The sequence below is a fragment of the Stenotrophomonas maltophilia genome (genome assembly GCF_001676385.1).
GTDB lineage: Bacteria > Pseudomonadota > Gammaproteobacteria > Xanthomonadales > Xanthomonadaceae > Stenotrophomonas > Stenotrophomonas maltophilia_J.
In genome coordinates this window covers 381195-397014 of the sequence record NZ_LYVJ01000001.1, presented here as the reverse complement: position 1 = coordinate 397014, position 15820 = coordinate 381195, and the positions used below count along the sequence as shown (strand labels likewise).

At 66.2% G+C, this 15820-nt stretch carries 11 protein-coding genes, 7 tRNA genes and 1 pseudogene; 8 read left to right on the top strand and 11 right to left on the bottom strand.

Going from position 1 to position 15820, the window contains the following annotated elements; translation table 11 throughout:
- Positions 1-20: 20 nt before the first annotated feature.
- From adiC to A9K58_RS01955, 5 genes are all read right to left on the bottom strand, one after another.
- Positions 21-1373: an arginine/agmatine antiporter gene (gene adiC, locus A9K58_RS01975; protein WP_065197721.1), complete on the bottom strand. Its 1353-nt coding sequence runs from the start codon at positions 1371-1373 to the stop codon at positions 21-23.
- A gap of 75 nt (positions 1374-1448) precedes the next feature.
- A complete protein-coding gene (locus A9K58_RS01970) occupies positions 1449-2882 on the bottom strand; it encodes a DcaP family trimeric outer membrane transporter (protein WP_065197720.1) in 1434 nt (477 codons plus the stop codon).
- Between the two features lie 513 nt (positions 2883-3395).
- Positions 3396-4238 carry a thiol:disulfide interchange protein DsbG gene (gene dsbG / locus A9K58_RS01965; RefSeq protein ID WP_065197719.1) on the bottom strand — a complete coding sequence of 281 codons (843 nt, stop codon included), beginning with the start codon at positions 4236-4238 and terminating at the stop codon, positions 3396-3398.
- Positions 4239-4268: 30 nt separating this feature from the next.
- Complete coding sequence (locus A9K58_RS01960) at positions 4269-5072, bottom strand: TlpA disulfide reductase family protein (protein ID WP_065197718.1); 804 nt, start codon at positions 5070-5072, stop codon at positions 4269-4271.
- 78 nt (positions 5073-5150) lie between these two features.
- Positions 5151-6218, bottom strand: coding sequence for a GlxA family transcriptional regulator (locus tag A9K58_RS01955; protein WP_065197717.1), 1068 nt, complete (start codon positions 6216-6218; stop codon positions 5151-5153).
- Positions 6219-6646: 428 nt separating this feature from the next.
- Here A9K58_RS01955 and A9K58_RS01950 point away from each other — a divergent pair.
- The 6 genes from A9K58_RS01950 to A9K58_RS01925 all read left to right on the top strand — a co-directional run bounded on the left by A9K58_RS01950 (position 6647) and on the right by A9K58_RS01925 (position 7471).
- A tRNA-Ala gene (locus A9K58_RS01950) sits at positions 6647-6722 on the top strand.
- Positions 6723-6769: 47 nt separating this feature from the next.
- A tRNA-Glu gene (locus tag A9K58_RS01945) sits at positions 6770-6845 on the top strand.
- A 183-nt stretch (positions 6846-7028) separates the two neighbouring features.
- Positions 7029-7104 (top strand) — tRNA-Ala (locus A9K58_RS01940).
- Between the two features lie 48 nt (positions 7105-7152).
- Positions 7153-7228, top strand: a tRNA-Glu gene (locus A9K58_RS01935).
- Positions 7229-7271: 43 nt separating this feature from the next.
- Positions 7272-7347 (top strand) — tRNA-Ala (locus tag A9K58_RS01930).
- 48 nt (positions 7348-7395) lie between these two features.
- Positions 7396-7471, top strand: a tRNA-Glu gene (locus tag A9K58_RS01925).
- A gap of 89 nt (positions 7472-7560) precedes the next feature.
- On the opposite strand, the gene A9K58_RS01920 is transcribed toward A9K58_RS01925, so the two are convergent.
- Complete coding sequence (locus tag A9K58_RS01920; RefSeq protein WP_065197716.1) at positions 7561-7977, bottom strand: GNAT family N-acetyltransferase; 417 nt, start codon at positions 7975-7977, stop codon at positions 7561-7563.
- A 77-nt stretch (positions 7978-8054) separates the two neighbouring features.
- Here A9K58_RS01920 and A9K58_RS01915 point away from each other — a divergent pair, with 77 nt between their 5' ends.
- Positions 8055-9011, top strand: coding sequence for an SOS response-associated peptidase family protein (locus A9K58_RS01915; RefSeq protein WP_065197715.1), 957 nt, complete (start codon positions 8055-8057; stop codon positions 9009-9011).
- 12 nt (positions 9012-9023) lie between these two features.
- Here A9K58_RS01915 and A9K58_RS01910 read toward each other — a convergent pair whose 3' ends face one another.
- On the bottom strand, positions 9024-9404 hold the full coding sequence (locus tag A9K58_RS01910; protein ID WP_065197714.1) for a response regulator: 381 nt from the start codon (positions 9402-9404) through the stop codon (positions 9024-9026).
- A 132-nt stretch (positions 9405-9536) separates the two neighbouring features.
- Here A9K58_RS01910 and A9K58_RS01905 point away from each other — a divergent pair.
- Positions 9537-9622 (top strand) — tRNA-Leu (locus A9K58_RS01905).
- A gap of 60 nt (positions 9623-9682) precedes the next feature.
- Here A9K58_RS01905 and A9K58_RS01900 read toward each other — a convergent pair.
- The 4 genes and pseudogenes from A9K58_RS01900 to A9K58_RS01885 form a co-directional block, all read right to left on the bottom strand.
- Positions 9683-9913 (bottom strand): hypothetical protein, encoded by a 231-nt coding sequence (locus tag A9K58_RS01900; protein ID WP_065197713.1) that lies wholly within the window; start codon positions 9911-9913, stop codon positions 9683-9685.
- Between the two features lie 67 nt (positions 9914-9980).
- Positions 9981-12169 (bottom strand): annotated as a pseudogene (locus tag A9K58_RS01895) (PAS domain S-box protein).
- A 208-nt stretch (positions 12170-12377) separates the two neighbouring features.
- Positions 12378-14762 carry a Tex family protein gene (locus tag A9K58_RS01890; RefSeq protein ID WP_065197712.1) on the bottom strand — a complete coding sequence of 795 codons (2385 nt, stop codon included), beginning with the start codon at positions 14760-14762 and terminating at the stop codon, positions 12378-12380.
- Positions 14763-14968: 206 nt separating this feature from the next.
- A complete protein-coding gene (locus tag A9K58_RS01885; RefSeq protein WP_005417149.1) occupies positions 14969-15184 on the bottom strand; it encodes a hypothetical protein in 216 nt (71 codons plus the stop codon).
- Positions 15185-15820: the final 636 nt, after the last annotated feature.

Genomic DNA, 15820 nt, shown 5'->3' with positions numbered 1-15820 from the left:
GTTGTTTCTCCTTGTCTGGATCAGGAACGCTGGGCACCGGTGCCGATGGCCGACGCCTCACGGGCGCGCTGCCGCTGCTGGCGGCGCTCCTCGCTGAAGAAGGGATAGAACACGGTGATGAACAGCACGAACAGGAAGGCGTACTGCACGATGGTTCCCGACGAGCCGTAGATCGCCCACAGGCAGTACACGACGGTCAGGCTGGTCAGGGTCCAGAACGCACCGGTGTGGAGCATGGTGTGGGAACGCTCGACCACGAAGTAGCAGGCCACGCACGAGTAGATGTAGGGCAGCAGGGTCAGCACCACGGCCGCCGAGGTGATCACATCGAACTGCGCCGACGCGGTTTCCGAGGTGGAGGTGACCAGCACCGCCAGGGTCATCAGCACGGCCACGATCAGCACGCCCTTGACCGGCACGTCATCCTTGTTGGTCTTGCTGAAGATGCTCGGGAACAGGCCATCATCGGAGGCGGCCTTGGCGCTCTGCGCGGTCAGCAGGATCCAGCCACCGAGCGAGCCGGCGGCACCGATGAAGGCACACAGGCTGACCAGCGCACCGCCCCAGCCACCAACGGCCTTGGCTGCAGCCAGCGCGAACGGCGCGTCGGAAACCTGCAGCTCCGCGTTCGGTACCATGCCCATGATCACCGAGGAGCTGGCAATGTAGGCGATGGCGGCCAGGAACACCCCCGCCAGCGTGGCGCGGGCCACGTTCTTCTCCGGGTTTTCCACCACGCCAGCAGTCACCGAGGCCGATTCGACACCGATGAAGGCCCATAGGGTCAGTGCCGCGGCGCTGGAGATCGCGCCGAAGTTCGACTCGCCGGACACGTTGTAGGCGCCCTTGAAGATGTCGGCATCGAAGAAGAACCATCCGAAGATGGCGATGCCCAGGATCGGCACCAGCGCGAAGCTGGTGGTGACTGTCTGCACGCGGCTGACGAAGGCCGGGCCGATCACATTGGCGAAGCTCAGTGCCCACACCAGTACCAGCACCGCGATGCAACGCACCAGCGGCTCGGACAGGATCGGGAAGAAGTAGCTGAAGTAGCCCACCGCCGCAATCGGAATGGCAACGTTGCCGATCCAGTTCGCGAACCAGTAGATGGTGTTGGTCTGGAAGCCCATGTAGGGCCCGAACCAGTCCCGCGCGTAGGCGTAGGGGCCGCCCGCCTTCGGCGCCAGCTTGCCCAGCTTGGCGAATACGAAGGCCAGCAACAGTGCGCCCGCAGTGGTGACCAGCCATCCCCAGATCGAAGCGGTGCCGATCTTGGCCAGGCTCGAGGGCAGCAGGAACACTCCGGAGCCCATCATGTTGCCGGCGACGAGGAAGGTGGCTCCGACCACCCCGATTTTCTTTGCTTCTGCCATGGCACTCTCCTGTACTGGCACGAGCCCGGCACAGCCGGACGTGGAATGGCTTGCGCTGGCGAACCACCGCTGGCGCTATTTGATGAAGTTGTATTGCAGGCTGCCCTGTACCCGGACCGTGTCGCCGCGCGCTCCACCCTGCTGTTCGAGGCGGCCGTACAGCAGTTCCATGCCCATCGTCCACGAGGGCGCCGGGCTCCAGATCAAGTTGAACACGCCGTATCGGCTCTGCCGGAAGGCGTCAGCCGCCAGTGCGGCATTACGTTCAAGGGTCAGCTGGCCGAAGATCAGGTTCGAGCGCCACAGCCCGGACCAGTAATGGGTGTAACCGACGAAACCACCGTGCAGATCCAACGCATCGAGGCGCCCGTCGGCGCCAACCACCGCGTCCAGCCCGGAGCCGGTCAGGTCGGCGGTATAGCGGCTGAGGCCGCGCCCCCCCAGTGCACCGAACAGCAGCAGGTCGCGCTCGCCCACCGACGCCGAGCCACTGAGCTGCAGCCCGCCGGCCATGCGCCGGTCGCGCTCGTCCTCGCCGTCGTAGGCCAGGCTGCGCGCCACCGCACCCAGCTGCAGATGGCCCCAGTCGCGCTCCATGCGCGCGGTCAACGTCACATCGGGGAAGCGGTTCGCCGCCGCCCGCGTATCACTGGCGCCGGCAAGCTCGGTGTCGGGGTCTTCAGCGGCAAGCGTCAGCGTATTGCCTTTGCCGATCGTGAAGCTGTGGTGGATGCCGGCCACCAGCAGGTAACCGGCCCCACCCGGCCCAGCGAAATCCAGGGTATCGGGCAGGCTGTCCGGATCCATGAAACTGGAATAGCCATAACCGGCGTAAGTGTTGCCGAGCTGGCCGTAGGCATGACGCAGGCGGAATTCGTACCCGTCACTGCTGCCGAAGAAGTCGTTCTCTAGGTAGAAGCGCAGGTTGCCATGCGAGGTCGGGCGCCGCGCCTCGAAGCTGAAGCGGGTCTGCTTGGCATGGATATTGAAGTTGGACACGTCGCGATGGCTGCCGCCCACCGGAATCGACGAGGGAATGAACTGGTCCTCGTCACCGGCCGCGCGCGAGTCGGCGATCGCATCGAGCTTGGCATAGCCGCCAATGCGGATCACCGTGTCGGTGCCGGGAATGGCGAAGAAACCCTTCAGGTCGGGATCGGTCGGCCCCGCCGCATTGTCGGGACGCGACGCCGCCGTGGAAGGATCAGCCACGGATTCGCGCTGCGGCAGCACCGGCTGCGCCACGCCGGGCACCTGGGTGGGATGCAGCAGATCGGTTGGGCCGGTGACCGTTGGCATCGATGCGGGGGCCTGAGTGACTGCGGCAGCCGCCGCACCCTCACGCTGCTCGAGGCGTTCAAGGCGCTGCTGCATGCCCTCCAGCGCCTGGCGCATGGCGGCAATCTCGCGGCGCAGGGCCTGCGCATCCTCCTGGCCACTCTGCTGCGCATACGCTGGCGTGATCGCGATGGCGATCAGGCTGGCCAGACTCAGTACCGCCAAGCGCATTGCGTCCTCCCTGGCCAAACACTCGCAGCGCCCCTGCGGAACGCGCGCACGCGCCGCCCAGGTCCCACGCCGCCGTTGCTGGAAATGCCGGTACTGCGTCGATGCCCCGCTGGAGCCTGCATGCCGCAGGCAACGGGATGATGACACTGCCCTGCCCGCTTCGATGCCCATTGCATCAGGGCCGAGCGGCCAAGGCGGTGGCAACCGCCGCAGTCTGGGTAACAAGCAGGAAGTGAGATTGTCGTGAATGGCTGCGCCGGCCGCAGCCGATCACGACATGGCGAGCCCAGCACCGATGGCCGTTTGACGCTGTATTCCATGCGTCACAGGCTAATCCGCCTGTCGTTTTTGGCCTTGATCGGGATCAATGCGCGGTGCTTGATGTCAGTCACTATTCAGACGTGACGATGAACAAGTGCTGCGCAGGCCACAGCATCGCATCGGCGGCAGGAAGCAACAGGCCCGCATGCTGCCATGCGGGCCTGTTGCTCCACTGTCACGCCTGGGCAGGGATCAGCGCGGGCCCAGTACCGTCTGCAGGTCGGCGCCCTGCGGTAGACCGGCGCGACGCTGCACCTGGCCCTGTGCGTCCTGGAACAGGATGCCTGGCGTGCCCTGGAAACCCATCTCGATCATCAACACCTGGTTGGCATCGAGCTTGCCGGCGATCTCGCGGCTGATGCTCGGCAGCGCCTTGATGCCGCCCCGATCGAACTCATGTTCGTTCTGCAGCAGCGCCGCACTGGGATCGCGTGCGGCGAGAATGGCCGCCGCCTTGGCCGGGCTGTCCTCACGGATCACACCAACCATGATGTGACGCAGCTGCACCTTGCCGGCATCGACCCACGGACGGGCCGCTTCCCAGAACTTGTGGCAGTACGGGCAGTTGGCATCACTGAAGGTGTATACGACGCGCGGCGCATCGGCCCTGCCATCACGCACCCAGGCGCTGGCCTCCAGCTTGCTCCACATCTTGGCCGACATCGGCGCGGCCACCAGCTTTTCGACTGCTTCAGCGGCCACGTCGTTGCCCTCGGCGTCGAACAGGCTGCCAACCAGCACGTGCTTGCCATCAGCAGTGACATAGGCCGCCGCCGGTTGCTGGCCACCGACCACACCGGCGAAGCCACGCAGGCCACCGGGGGCGTCGAACTCGGCGACAACCTCGAAGCCGTGCTTTTCGATGCCCTTCAACACCGCAGGACGGTCGCCCTTGGCAGTGGACGCGGCAGCAGTGGCCGCCGGCGCCGCAGCCGCCTTGCCCGGCGGTGTCTGTGCCTGGCTGCAGGCGGCCAGTGCCAGCATGACCGGCAGCAACAGCACCGCAGGGGCGGTGCGCAGGGAAGTCGACAACATGGGAACTCCGTAGTGAGATGCCCGCGCAGGCTACCGCAGCTGGCGCAGTTTGTGTTCAAGACCGGCTGCGGTCAGTTCGCCCAGGTGCAGCTCGCGCAGGCGTCCTTCCGCATCGAAGAAGAGCGTCGAGGGGTAGGCCTGCACGCCCAGTGTCGTTGATGCGACAGCGTCGACGTCCAGCAACATGTTGCCGGGCATCAGCCGCTCGCGCGCAAGGAAGCGCTGGATCTCCTCCTTCGTTTCGCCCTGGTTGAGGAACACGACCTGCACATCCGGATGGGCCCGCTGCGCGGCTGCCAGGACCGGCATTTCACGGCGGCACGGCCCGCACCAGGTGGCCCACAGGTTCAAGACCAACGGCCGGCCGCGAAACGCCTGCAGCGTCACCCTGTCCCCTTGTAGATCGGCCACCTGCAGCGTCGGCAACGGCATCTGCCGTTCCTGCCATGCCGACAGCCACAGACTGCCGCCTGCCCATGAGAGGATGCCGGTCAGGGCGCCTGCCAGAACCGGGGCGCGCATGGCACGCGAATGGCGCAACCGCCACAGCCCCCATGCCATGCCTGCAACCAACACCACCCCGAGGTAATAGCCCCCATCCGCAATCTGCAGAATGCTCCATGGGGCGTCGCGATACAGCGCAATGTTCCACGCGACAAAGCTGATGCGCCCACACAGCAGCCCGACCAGCAGCATGTCCAGAACCCTGCCTGCCGGCGAAGGCAATGGCGCACCGTCCGTGCTGCGGGGCCACACCCGGGCAACCGTCATGGCCAGCAACACACATGCAAGAATCAACACCACCGGCATAGGCACCGGTCCAATGCTCGACATCAGCCCACCTGCTCATCATCCACGGGCTGCATGGTCAAAGCGTCACGTCCGGGTTGCAAGCCCGGCGAAAGGCGGGCTTCAAGCTGCGCTCCGCCCCAGCTGCATCGCTGGCGGTGACTGCAGCCCTCGCAGGCTACCCGCAACCGACGGCATCAGTGGGCGTTCACGGCGCTTGTTGCTGACATGACGGCGATAGTTGGCCGGTGTCATGCCGACGATGCGGAGAAACAGGCGTCGGAATGCGCTCTGGTCGGCATAGCCGACGCCCCAGGCCACCTCGTCGATGCCCGCCCCTTGTTGCAGCAGGGTCTGCGCCTTGGCGATGCGCAATCGCTGGCAGTACTCGATCGGCCGCAGACCGGTTGCCTTGAGAAAGCGCCGCTGTAATGTGCGGGGCTCCAGCCCTGAGATCTCACAGATCGCTGCGAGGGTGGCCCCCCGCGCAGCGGTGGTATGCAACCAGCGCTGCGCCTTCAGAACGTCTCGATCACCATGCGCGAAGTTGGCGCTGAAGCGCTCCAGATCCTGCTGGATGGTTGCCGGCACGGTGATTGCCAGCTGCTGCGCGACAGCGCTGGCGACACCTTGGCCGTGCAGCCTGTACAACAGGCGCAGGCCCAGGAAACGCCAGGCCTGCGCTCCCCCCACCGTCAGCAGGTCGCCATCATCAACCAGCGACCGTTCGCTCGGTACCCAGCTCGCCGCTTGAGCCTGCAGGCCAGGATGACGCGCCAGGTCCGGCCCGCTGACGGTGCGTCCGGCGAGCAGCCCGGCGCGTGCCAGCACGCTGACCCCATCACCGGCGGCCGCCAGCAGGCTGCCACCGTCATAATGCGCCCGCAGCCAATCCAGCAGGACCTCGTCGGCCCGCAGGCAGGCGCCGGCACTGATCTGGCCAGGTACAGCGATCACCGCCGGAATGGCGGCGTCAAGCATCTCGGCACCGGCAATACGATGTACGCCGGTCTGGCTGGCCGGCACGATCCAGCGGGTCACCAGGACCCGCTTGAAGGGCCGACGCTGCTGCTGGGCCAGGCGATTGGCGACATGGGCCATCTCGGCCAGCACCGAGGCGGCCGACGGGTCACCTCCGGGGTACTCGACCACCGCGACCTCGACGAATCCTTCGTTCCTGAATCCTTCCACAGACACCTCCACGGTTCGTTGCGGGCCACCGAATGGCCGGTTCAGGCGAAGGGTAGGAACAGCTGCAACGGCGCGGCTATGAAGAAAGTTGCAAAGTACGCTGAATAGGCAGCCTCCAAATCAGGCCTGCCGCCGACGTGCCTTCGCCACACCGGCGAGCACGACCTCCCCGCGCGCGGCGTTCCGTTGCCTGTCGATCACTCAACGGAGGATGGAACCGCAGTGCATGCATGCCGTGCTTTCGCGTCCTGCCGGCACCTCCGGCCCCGGCGTGGGCCCCATCCGATCCAGGTCCCGGGCGGCACGGGTGGACGGCAGCTTGTCCTTGCGGGCAGCCCGCAGTGCGCACCCGCTACGCATGAAGAAAAGTGCAACAAATGCTTGCCAACCCTCTGAGCCGAGGCTATTATTTCGCTCCTCAGCGACGTGGGGCCATAGCTCAGCTGGGAGAGCGCCTGCATGGCATGCAGGAGGTCAGCGGTTCGATCCCGCTTGGCTCCACCAATCTTTCGGCATTAGGCCGTCGAAAGGTCACAATAAATTTTGAGTGCGTCCCCATCGTCTAGAGGCCTAGGACATCACCCTTTCACGGTGGCGACCGGGGTTCGAATCCCCGTGGGGACGCCACTCATCACGAACAATGAGGACCCGGCCGATAACCGGGTCTTTTTTGTTCACCGCCCACCGGCGTTCTGGATGTGGCGTTGCGGCTCCCTGCCCTTGCGGCTTCGGTTGAACCGGAACGAAAAAAGCCTCGAAAAGGCTTCCACAAAGGTGAACACGCAGGTATGATAGGCGGCTCGGTAACACGGGGCCATAGCTCAGCTGGGAGAGCGCCTGCATGGCATGCAGGAGGTCAGCGGTTCGATCCCGCTTGGCTCCACCACTTTCGACATTAGGCCGTCGAAGGTTCTACAACCTGAAGTTTTCGTGCGTCCCCATCGTCTAGAGGCCTAGGACATCACCCTTTCACGGTGGCGACCGGGGTTCGAATCCCCGTGGGGACGCCAGTTTCAAACGGACTCTGCTCCCAGCAGATATCCGACGTTTCGTGGGGCCATAGCTCAGCTGGGAGAGCGCCTGCATGGCATGCAGGAGGTCAGCGGTTCGATCCCGCTTGGCTCCACCACTTTCGACATTAGGCCGTCGGAAGTTCTACAACCTGGAGTTTTCGTGCGTCCCCATCGTCTAGAGGCCTAGGACATCACCCTTTCACGGTGGCGACCGGGGTTCGAATCCCCGTGGGGACGCCAATTCTTGAAACCCCGGCTTCGGCCGGGGTTTTTCTTTGCCCACGGCATCCTGCCGGCGATCTCCCGGACGGCATCGGTGGATCACCTCCTCAGAACCGTCGATACATCCCGATCGACGCGGGTGCGGTCGGCGCGAACCCGAACTGTGCATACAGCCGGTGCGCCTCACCGTCAGCCAGCAGGCTGACATAGGCCGACGGCGGCAGATGAGCCTGCATCCACCCGCTCAGGCGGCGCATTACCTCCTTGCCCAGGCCCTGCCCCTGCAGCCGTGGCAGCACGGCAATATCGCAGACCTGCAGATGGCAGCCGCCATCACCGATGATCCGGCCCATCGCCACCAGTTCATGGCCCTGGTACGCACATACACCAAACAGGGTATTGGGCAGCGCGCGCGTCGCCGCCTCATGGCTCTTGGCGCTGAGGCCGGCCAGTACACGCAGCCGGCAGTAGTCCTCGACTGTTGGAACAGCGTCGTGGAACTGGCAGGAAGCGGAATCGTTCATGCTGTACCTCCGGGTGACTCGGGCTATCCTGCCGCATCCCCGTCGCAGCCGCTGCGATCCATGCCCGCAGGACGCCCATGTGCTACTCCGCCCTGATTCGTGCCGACTATGCCAAGCTGGTGCGCGAGTTCGGCGCGATCCTCTCGCTGGAAGAATTCGCCGAACTGTACGCGCACGATCCCGGCAAGAAGCGACCGAAGACACCGAAGGCCATGGACGACGGCTTTGCCGGAGCGCGTACCGGGCAGGGTCGCGACATCGTTGCGAAGATCCAGCAGTGGCATGCGCAGGAGCGCCAGGAACTGGAGGAAGAACTGCAACGCCAACGCGAGCGGCGCGATATCGCCCATGCCACCTTGGCCACCCGCCCGACGCAGAAGGCGCGCAACGCGCTGCGCGTAGCCTGCAATCGCATCCAGCGTGCGCAGGCGCGGCTCGAGGACCTGCATCGGGTACAGCTCCTACCGCGGGACAGCCGCATTTTCCCCGGCACCTATGCACCGGTGATGGTGAGCGAAAACGGCAGCCGCGTCATCAAGCCGATGCGCTACCAGTGCCGGCTGCCGGACAAGCCGGCGCGCAACGATGTGCTCTACCCCGGCACCTACAACGCCCGTCGCGACAGCCTCGAAGGTTATTGGCGCGGGGCTTTCGGCCTGCGCCATGGCGTGGTGGTGGTCCAGGCGTTCTACGAACACGTGCCACGCCCCGCCGTCATCAACGGCGCGCCCGATGCCGCCGGGAAGGCACGGGACGCAGTGCTGGAATTCCGCCCCGATCCTCCGCGCGACCTGCTGCTGGCCTGCCTGTGGGCAGAGTGGGATGGGCCTGAGGGCCGCCTGCTGTCGTTTGCCACCATCACCGATGCACCCGCCCGCGATGTGGCCGCCGCCGGGCATGATCGCAGCGTCGTGCCCATCCGCCGGGAACACCTCGACGCCTGGCTCAACCCCGATCCGCATGACCTGGCCCGGCAGTACCGCATCCTTGATGACCGCGAGGAGATCCGCTACCTCCATGCGGAAGTGGCTTGAGCCGACGGCCCGTCACGCCTTTACGACGGAACGGCCCGCGGCCAGTCCAAGTGCCCGGACCAGGTCTGCGGACAGGTAGGGCTTGACCAGCAGCACACCGGCGCGCATCGAATCGGGCAACTGCTCGGCCTGCATGCCGGTGGCCAGCACGAACGGCACGCCACGCGCCGCCAATGCTGCAGCCACCGCTTCGCTGGTTTCATTGCGGGCGAGCCGGTAGTCAAGCAGGGCAACGTCCGGGGAGGCCTCCTCCAGCAGGCATAGCGCCTCAGCCACGCCAGCCGCCAATCCGACCACCAGCGCGCCGGCCTGTACCAGCTGCATCTGCAGCAGGGCCGCACTCATCTCGTCGTTCTCGACCACCAGCACCCGCAGGCCCTGCAACACGGTCATCCGCTACCACTCCTGGAGGCATTCACGCCTCCGCAGTTAGCCACCGCATGGCCGAAGCCGACAGACGCCGTCCTGATCGCCTCTCCCCTCTATGAAAGGCCCGCCAACCTCGGTTACACTCGCGCACTGCCTGCCGGTGTGGCGGAATGGTATACGCAGCTGACTCAAAATCAGCCGGGGGCAACCCCATGAAGGTTCGAGTCCTTTCACCGGCACCATCGCATCAAAGGCCAGGTTCAAACCCTGGCCTTTGTCGTTCCAGGCCCCGCTCCGACCCATCATTCCGCATCTTTCCGGCCTGCCCGCCACAGCATGATGCTGGCGCCGCCGATGCAGGACAGCGTGAACCCCAACAGGACAACGGCACTGCCCTGCAGGACCGGTAGCAAAGCCTGCGCGTGCAGGTCGTCGCGCACCTCTTCCAGGCGCAGGCAGGCGGCCAGCGCCAGGCACCAGCCGACCAGGGCCGGGGCAAAGGCACGTGCCGCGATTGGATTCCAGGTATTCACGGGGATCACCAGTACGGGCGAGTGGAGGTGCGCGCAGTATCCGAACACCGCCTCTCACAGGCTGAGATCAACTCTCGGTGATGTCCGGATCGTCGCCGGGCAGTTCACCCGCCTCCCCCTGCACCTGCACGTTGTTGCGCCCCATCGCCTTGGCGCGATAGCACTGGGCATCGGCTGCGGCCACGGCCTGGTCCACGCTCATGCCGCCCAGCAGCTGCGCGATGCCGATGCTGGCGCCCACCCGCAAGCGGTCCTGGTCCCACGGAATGGACAGCGCGGTCAGGGTCTGCAGCAGCTCACCTCCGATGCGCGCCGCGCGTCGCGGCGTGCATCCGGACAGGATCACCGCGAACTCATCCCCGCCGAGCCGGGCTACCACGTCCGAATCACGTACACCGTGGCGCAGCACGCTGGCCACCGCCCACAGCACCGCGTCGCCGGCCAGGTGGCCCCAGGTATCGTTCACCGGCTTGAAGCGATCGAGGTCGATGTACATCAGCGAGGCCGCCTGGCCAGTGCGCTCGACGCGGGTGATCGCCTGCTGCAGATGCACCTCGAAACCGCGGCGATTGCTCAGTTCGGTCAACGGGTCGATCTCGGCCAGATGGCGCGCTTCACGCTGGCGGGCACGTTGCTGGGTATCGTCGCGCAGCACCCACACCGCACCCCGTACGTGACCCTCGTCATCGCGCAGCCAGGCCCGGGTCAGGTCGACGGGCACGGTGGCAGTGCCCAGCCGCAGCAGCAGGTCGGCATGGAGATCCACCGCATTGCTTTCCGGGTCCAGCAGCACGGTCACATCCAGCACGGAGCCGGGCGCGTACTCGGTGGTCAGCGCCAGCACGTCCTGCACCCTGTGCCCGGCAAGTGACAACGCGCCATCACCCGCCAGGGTGCGTACGGCGGCGGCATTGGCGTAGTCGATCCGGCCATCAAGGCTCACGCTGAGGACCAGGTCGGTCACCGCATCCAGGGTGACGCGGCTGCGCTGCTCGCTTTCGAACAGGCGTTGCTCGCTGCTGCGCTGGGCGGTGATGTCCTGGATCTGCGACACGAAATGCAGCGGCTCGCCCCGCTCGTTGCGCACCAGCGACACCGACAGCCGTGCCCAGATGATGCGCCCATCGCGGTCCAGATAACGCTTTTCCAGATGGTAGTGGCTGCAGCGGCCGGCCAGCAGGTCCTGCACCAGGGCCAGGTCGGCCTGCAGGTCATCGGGATGGGTCAGCCGCTGGAAATCGACCTGCAGCAGCTCTTCACGCGAATAGCCGAGAATCCGGCACAGCGCATCGTTGACATCCAGCCAGCGTCCTTCCAGCGACACCGTGCCATGCCGAGGGCGGCCGAAGTGAAGGCACCGGCGAACTTCTCCGCCGACAACCGTGCCTCGGCGCGGGCCTGCAGGATCTCGGTGATGTCGATGGCCATGCCGACGTAGCCGATGCGCGCACCGTCGGCACCATCCATGCGGCTGATCGACAGGCGCACCTGGCGCGGTTGCCCGTCCTTGCGCAGCAGCGTCCACTGCCGTGAATAGGTCTGGCCGTCGGCGCGCGCACTGAGCGCCTCGAACACTCCGGGCACATTGCCATCGGCGTCGGCCTGCGGCTGCAGCCAGGCCTGGAGTTCGCCCGGATGGTGGAAGGCATCGAGCCGGCGCTGGCCGACCACCTCTTCCGCGCTGTAATCCAGCAGCCGTTGTGCCCCCGTGTTGAACAGGGTGATGGTGCCGTCGGTATCGGTGGCGATGACCGCCACTTCATCGGACGCATCCACCACCGCCTGCAGGCGTTGCCGGGTTTCGGCCGCATCCTGGCGCGCCTGCTGCAGCTCGGTGACGTCTGCGTGCGCGCCGGCCATCCACAACGGTTTGCCCTGCTCGTCCCATTCGAATACGCGACCACGATCCTGGATCCAGATCCACTGGCCGTCCTTGTGGCGCATGCGCAGCAGGCAGGCGTAGTTGTCGCTGCGCCCTTCGAAGTGATCTTCCAGAGCGGCATCGGACAGCGCGATGTCATCGGGATGGACCAGCATGATGAAGGTCTTCTGGCAGACCGGTTGCAGTTCTTCCAGACGGTAGCCGACGATCTCGGCCCAGCGTGCGTTGACCCGCATTTCGCCGGTCTGCACGTTCCATTCCCAGGTGCCGGCGGCGGTGCCGTCAATGATCATCGCCAGCCGGCGCCGCTCTTCGGCCAGCGCCTGCAGGCGCCGCTCAAGCACCCCGTCGCCCTGGGTTCCCCGGCTTGCCATCAATTCGTCCCCAGGCCCACGCAGGCACGCGCCCGCCGCAACGATACGCTGCAGTCCCCAGCGAAGACGGCGGGTCGTGCTGGCGTCATGGCCCTCCCCAGCGACAGCGGGAAGGCCGGACGCCCCCCCTGCAGCGCAAGTGTGCGCAATCACGGGGAAAACCGACAAGTCCCCCGTCCCGGATCGACCGGGTCGGGAGACACGGTCCTCAGCTGCGCTTGGCGCGGGCGAAGGCCTCGGCCAGGGCATTGGCGGCCGGTGGTGCCGGCTGCCCGGAGCGGCCATGGCCCTGTCCGCGGCCCGGTCCACGGTTCTGGCCGCCCGCATCGCGGCGCGGCCCCTGCCCCTGGCTCCGCTCATCGCGCTGGCCCGGGCGGCTGGTTGCCTGCCCGGGCGCATCGTCCAGGCGCCGGGTCAGAGCGATGCGCCTGCGCGGCACATCCACCTCCAGCACCTTCACCTTGACGATGTCGCCGGCCTTGACCACGTCCCGCGGGTCCTTGACGAACGTGTCGGACAGCGCCGAGATGTGGATCAGGCCGTCCTGGTGCACACCGATATCGACGAAGGCACCAAACGCCGCCACGTTGCTGACCACGCCTTCCAGCACCATGCCCTCGCGCAGGTCCTTGATGTCCTCCACGCCCTCGGCGAAACGTGCGGCCCGGAATTCCGGGCGTGGGTCACGACCGGGCTTCTCCAGCTCCTTGAGGATGTCGCGCACGGTCGGCACGCCAAAGGTGGCGTCCGTGAACTGCTCGGCCTTGAGTCCTCGCAGGAAGCTGCCGTCGCCGATCAGCGCCTTGATCGGGCGCTGGGTCGCTGCGACGATGCGCTCGACGACGGGGTAGGCTTCCGGGTGCACCGCCGAGGCATCCAGCGGTTCGTCGCCATCGGCGATGCGCAGGAAGCCGGCGCACTGCTCGAAGGTCTTCTCGCCCAGGCGCGGCACCTTCAGCAGGTCCCTGCGGCGCCTGAACGGGCCGTTGCCGTCACGATGGCGGACGATGTTCTCGGCTACGGTGGCCGACAGGCCGGACACCCGCGACAGCAGCGCGGCCGAGGCGGTATTCACGTACACGCCGACCGCGTTCACGCAGTCCTCGACGCGGGCATCCAGCGCTCGCGCCAGACGGTACTGGTCGACGTCATGCTGGTACTGGCCGACGCCGATCGCCTTCGGTTCGATCTTGACCAGCTCGGCCAGCGGATCCTGCAGGCGACGGGCGATGGACACCGCACCACGCAGCGACACGTCCAGGTCCGGAAACTCCCTGGCCGCGGACTCGGAGGCCGAATACACCGAAGCGCCGGCCTCGCTGACCACCACCTTCTGCAGCCTGGGATTGGCGGCGGCCTTGATCGCCTCGCCGGCCAGCTTGTCGGTCTCGCGGCTTGCGGTGCCGTTGCCGATCGCGATCAGGTCCACGTTGTGCTTCGCACACAGGTGCTTGATTGTCTGCAATGACTGTTCCCACTGGCGCTTGGGCTCGTGGGGATAGATGGTGTCGGTGGCGACCAGCTTGCCTGTCGCATCGACCACCGCGATCTTGCAGCCGGTGCGGATGCCCGGGTCAAGTCCCAGCACGGTCTTCGGGCCAGCTGGCGCTGCCAGCAACAGGTCCTTCAGATTGTCACCGAACACGGCGATGGCTTCGGCTTCAGCCTTCTCGCGGGCCTGGTTGAACAGGTCCAGCAGCAGATGGGTGTGCAGCCTGGCGCGCCAGGTCAGGCGGCAGGCGTCCAACAGCCAGCGGTCGGCGGCACGGCCCTGGTCGGCGATGCCGGCGTTGCGCGCCACGCGTCCTTCGGCGTACTGATGGCCAGCCTCGGCATCGCTGCCCGGGTCCAGCTCCAGGAACAGGATCTCCTCGCGGCGGGCGCGGAACAGCGCCAGCAGCCGGTGCGACGGGATCTTCGCCAGCGCCTCGGCATGCTCGAAATAGTCACGATACTTGGCGCCTTCGGTTTCCTTGCCCTCGATCACGCGGGCGCGGATCACACCGGTCTCCCCCAACCACGTGCGTAGTTCACCAACCAGCGCGGCATCTTCACCCCAGCGCTCCATCAGGATTGCGCGTGCGCCTTCCAGCGCAGCCTTGGTGTCGGCCACGCCCTTTTCGGCATCGACGAAGCCGGCAGCAAAAGCCTGCGGGTCCCGCGTCGGGTCCGCCAGCAGGCCGTCGGCCAACGGTTCCAGGCCGGCCTCGCGGGCGATCTGCGCACGGGTGCGGCGCTTGGGCTTGTAGGGCAGGTACAGGTCTTCCAGCCGGCTCTTGGTATCGGCCGCGAGAATGTCCTTGCGCAGTTCGTCGCTCAGCTTGCCCTGTTCGCCGATGCTGGCCAGCACGGCGGCCCGGCGTTCTTCCAGTTCGCGCAGGTAGGTCAGGCGCACTTCCAGGTTGCGCAGCTGGGTATCGTCCAGGCCACCGGTCACTTCCTTGCGGTAGCGCGCGATGAACGGAACGCTGGCGCCCTCATCGAGCAGGCCGATGGCGGCGCGCACCTGGGCGGACTGGGCACCGATCTCGTCGGCGATGGTCTGGGCGATCTGCTGGGCGAGCGCGCTCTGTGCGTTCTTGGCGTCGTGCATTGCGTCAGGTCTGTGCCGCGTTACGGGAAGTCGCCATTCTGGCAATCCACGACGGAGCGGGACAAGGCATTGACAGGACGCGGGATTCAGCGGCGAGGTCGGATTGAACGCCGGCATCCTGGCGGAGAGAGGGCTCGGACTGGCCCGGGCTGGGATGCCGGCGCGGGCGCGTGATGGTGGGCGCGCCCTGCCGCGTGTTGCGAGGGTCAGCGGTAGTGGCGGGCGGCGCGCTGCATGACGATGTCGTCACGCATGCCTTCCAGGGCCATCAGGCGGACCTTGCCGACACCCTGCAGTTCCATGAACCGCTCCGTGTAGAACTCCGGCCCCAGCGCGGTGTCGGCGCGGGATTTGCTGAAGCCGTAGGGCACCACGCCCTTCTCGCCATCCTTGCTACCACCGACATAAAGAACGATTGCCATGTGATGTATTCCTCCAAATTGCTACTGCGTACTGCGCTCGATGAGCCATGTTGCCAACTCATCGAGGGAGAGCTTAGCGCGTTGTACCTGACTGGAACGTCACGGAGGCTAATGAAGATCGGTTGCATGCAGATGACGGCGGGATCGCAGCAGATTGCTTACGGATCTTTAACTTCCAGCTAACGAATCCGTGGCGATTCCCGCCAACGGCGCAGCCCCTCGTGGGTGGTTTGGTTGGTCGCGGAAAGCCGGTTTGCTGTGGGCTGGCCGGGTGGGGCTGGCGGGGACGAAGAAAAAAGAAAATCAAAAGCAAAAGCGGCTTGGCCGGCCTCTTTTGTAGAGCCGAGCCCACGCTCGGCTGCTTTCAGGCAAGTCCCTGAAGGCGAGCGCAGGCTCGGCTCTACACGAGCAAGCGCAGCGCGCGACCCGCTTCTGCTGTTCTATTTCTTCTCCGTGGCGGACGCGCACGGAAACTGTCAGGGGCCGGGCGGGGTGGGTTCGCGGGACCGTTGGCGCCATGGATGGCGCCATCGAGCCCCCATGGACGGGTTTACGGCGTGTCCCGCGAACCCATCCTGCCCGGCCCAATCGCATGAAACGCATTCCGCGACCAAGCCACGAGGGGCTGCGCCGTTG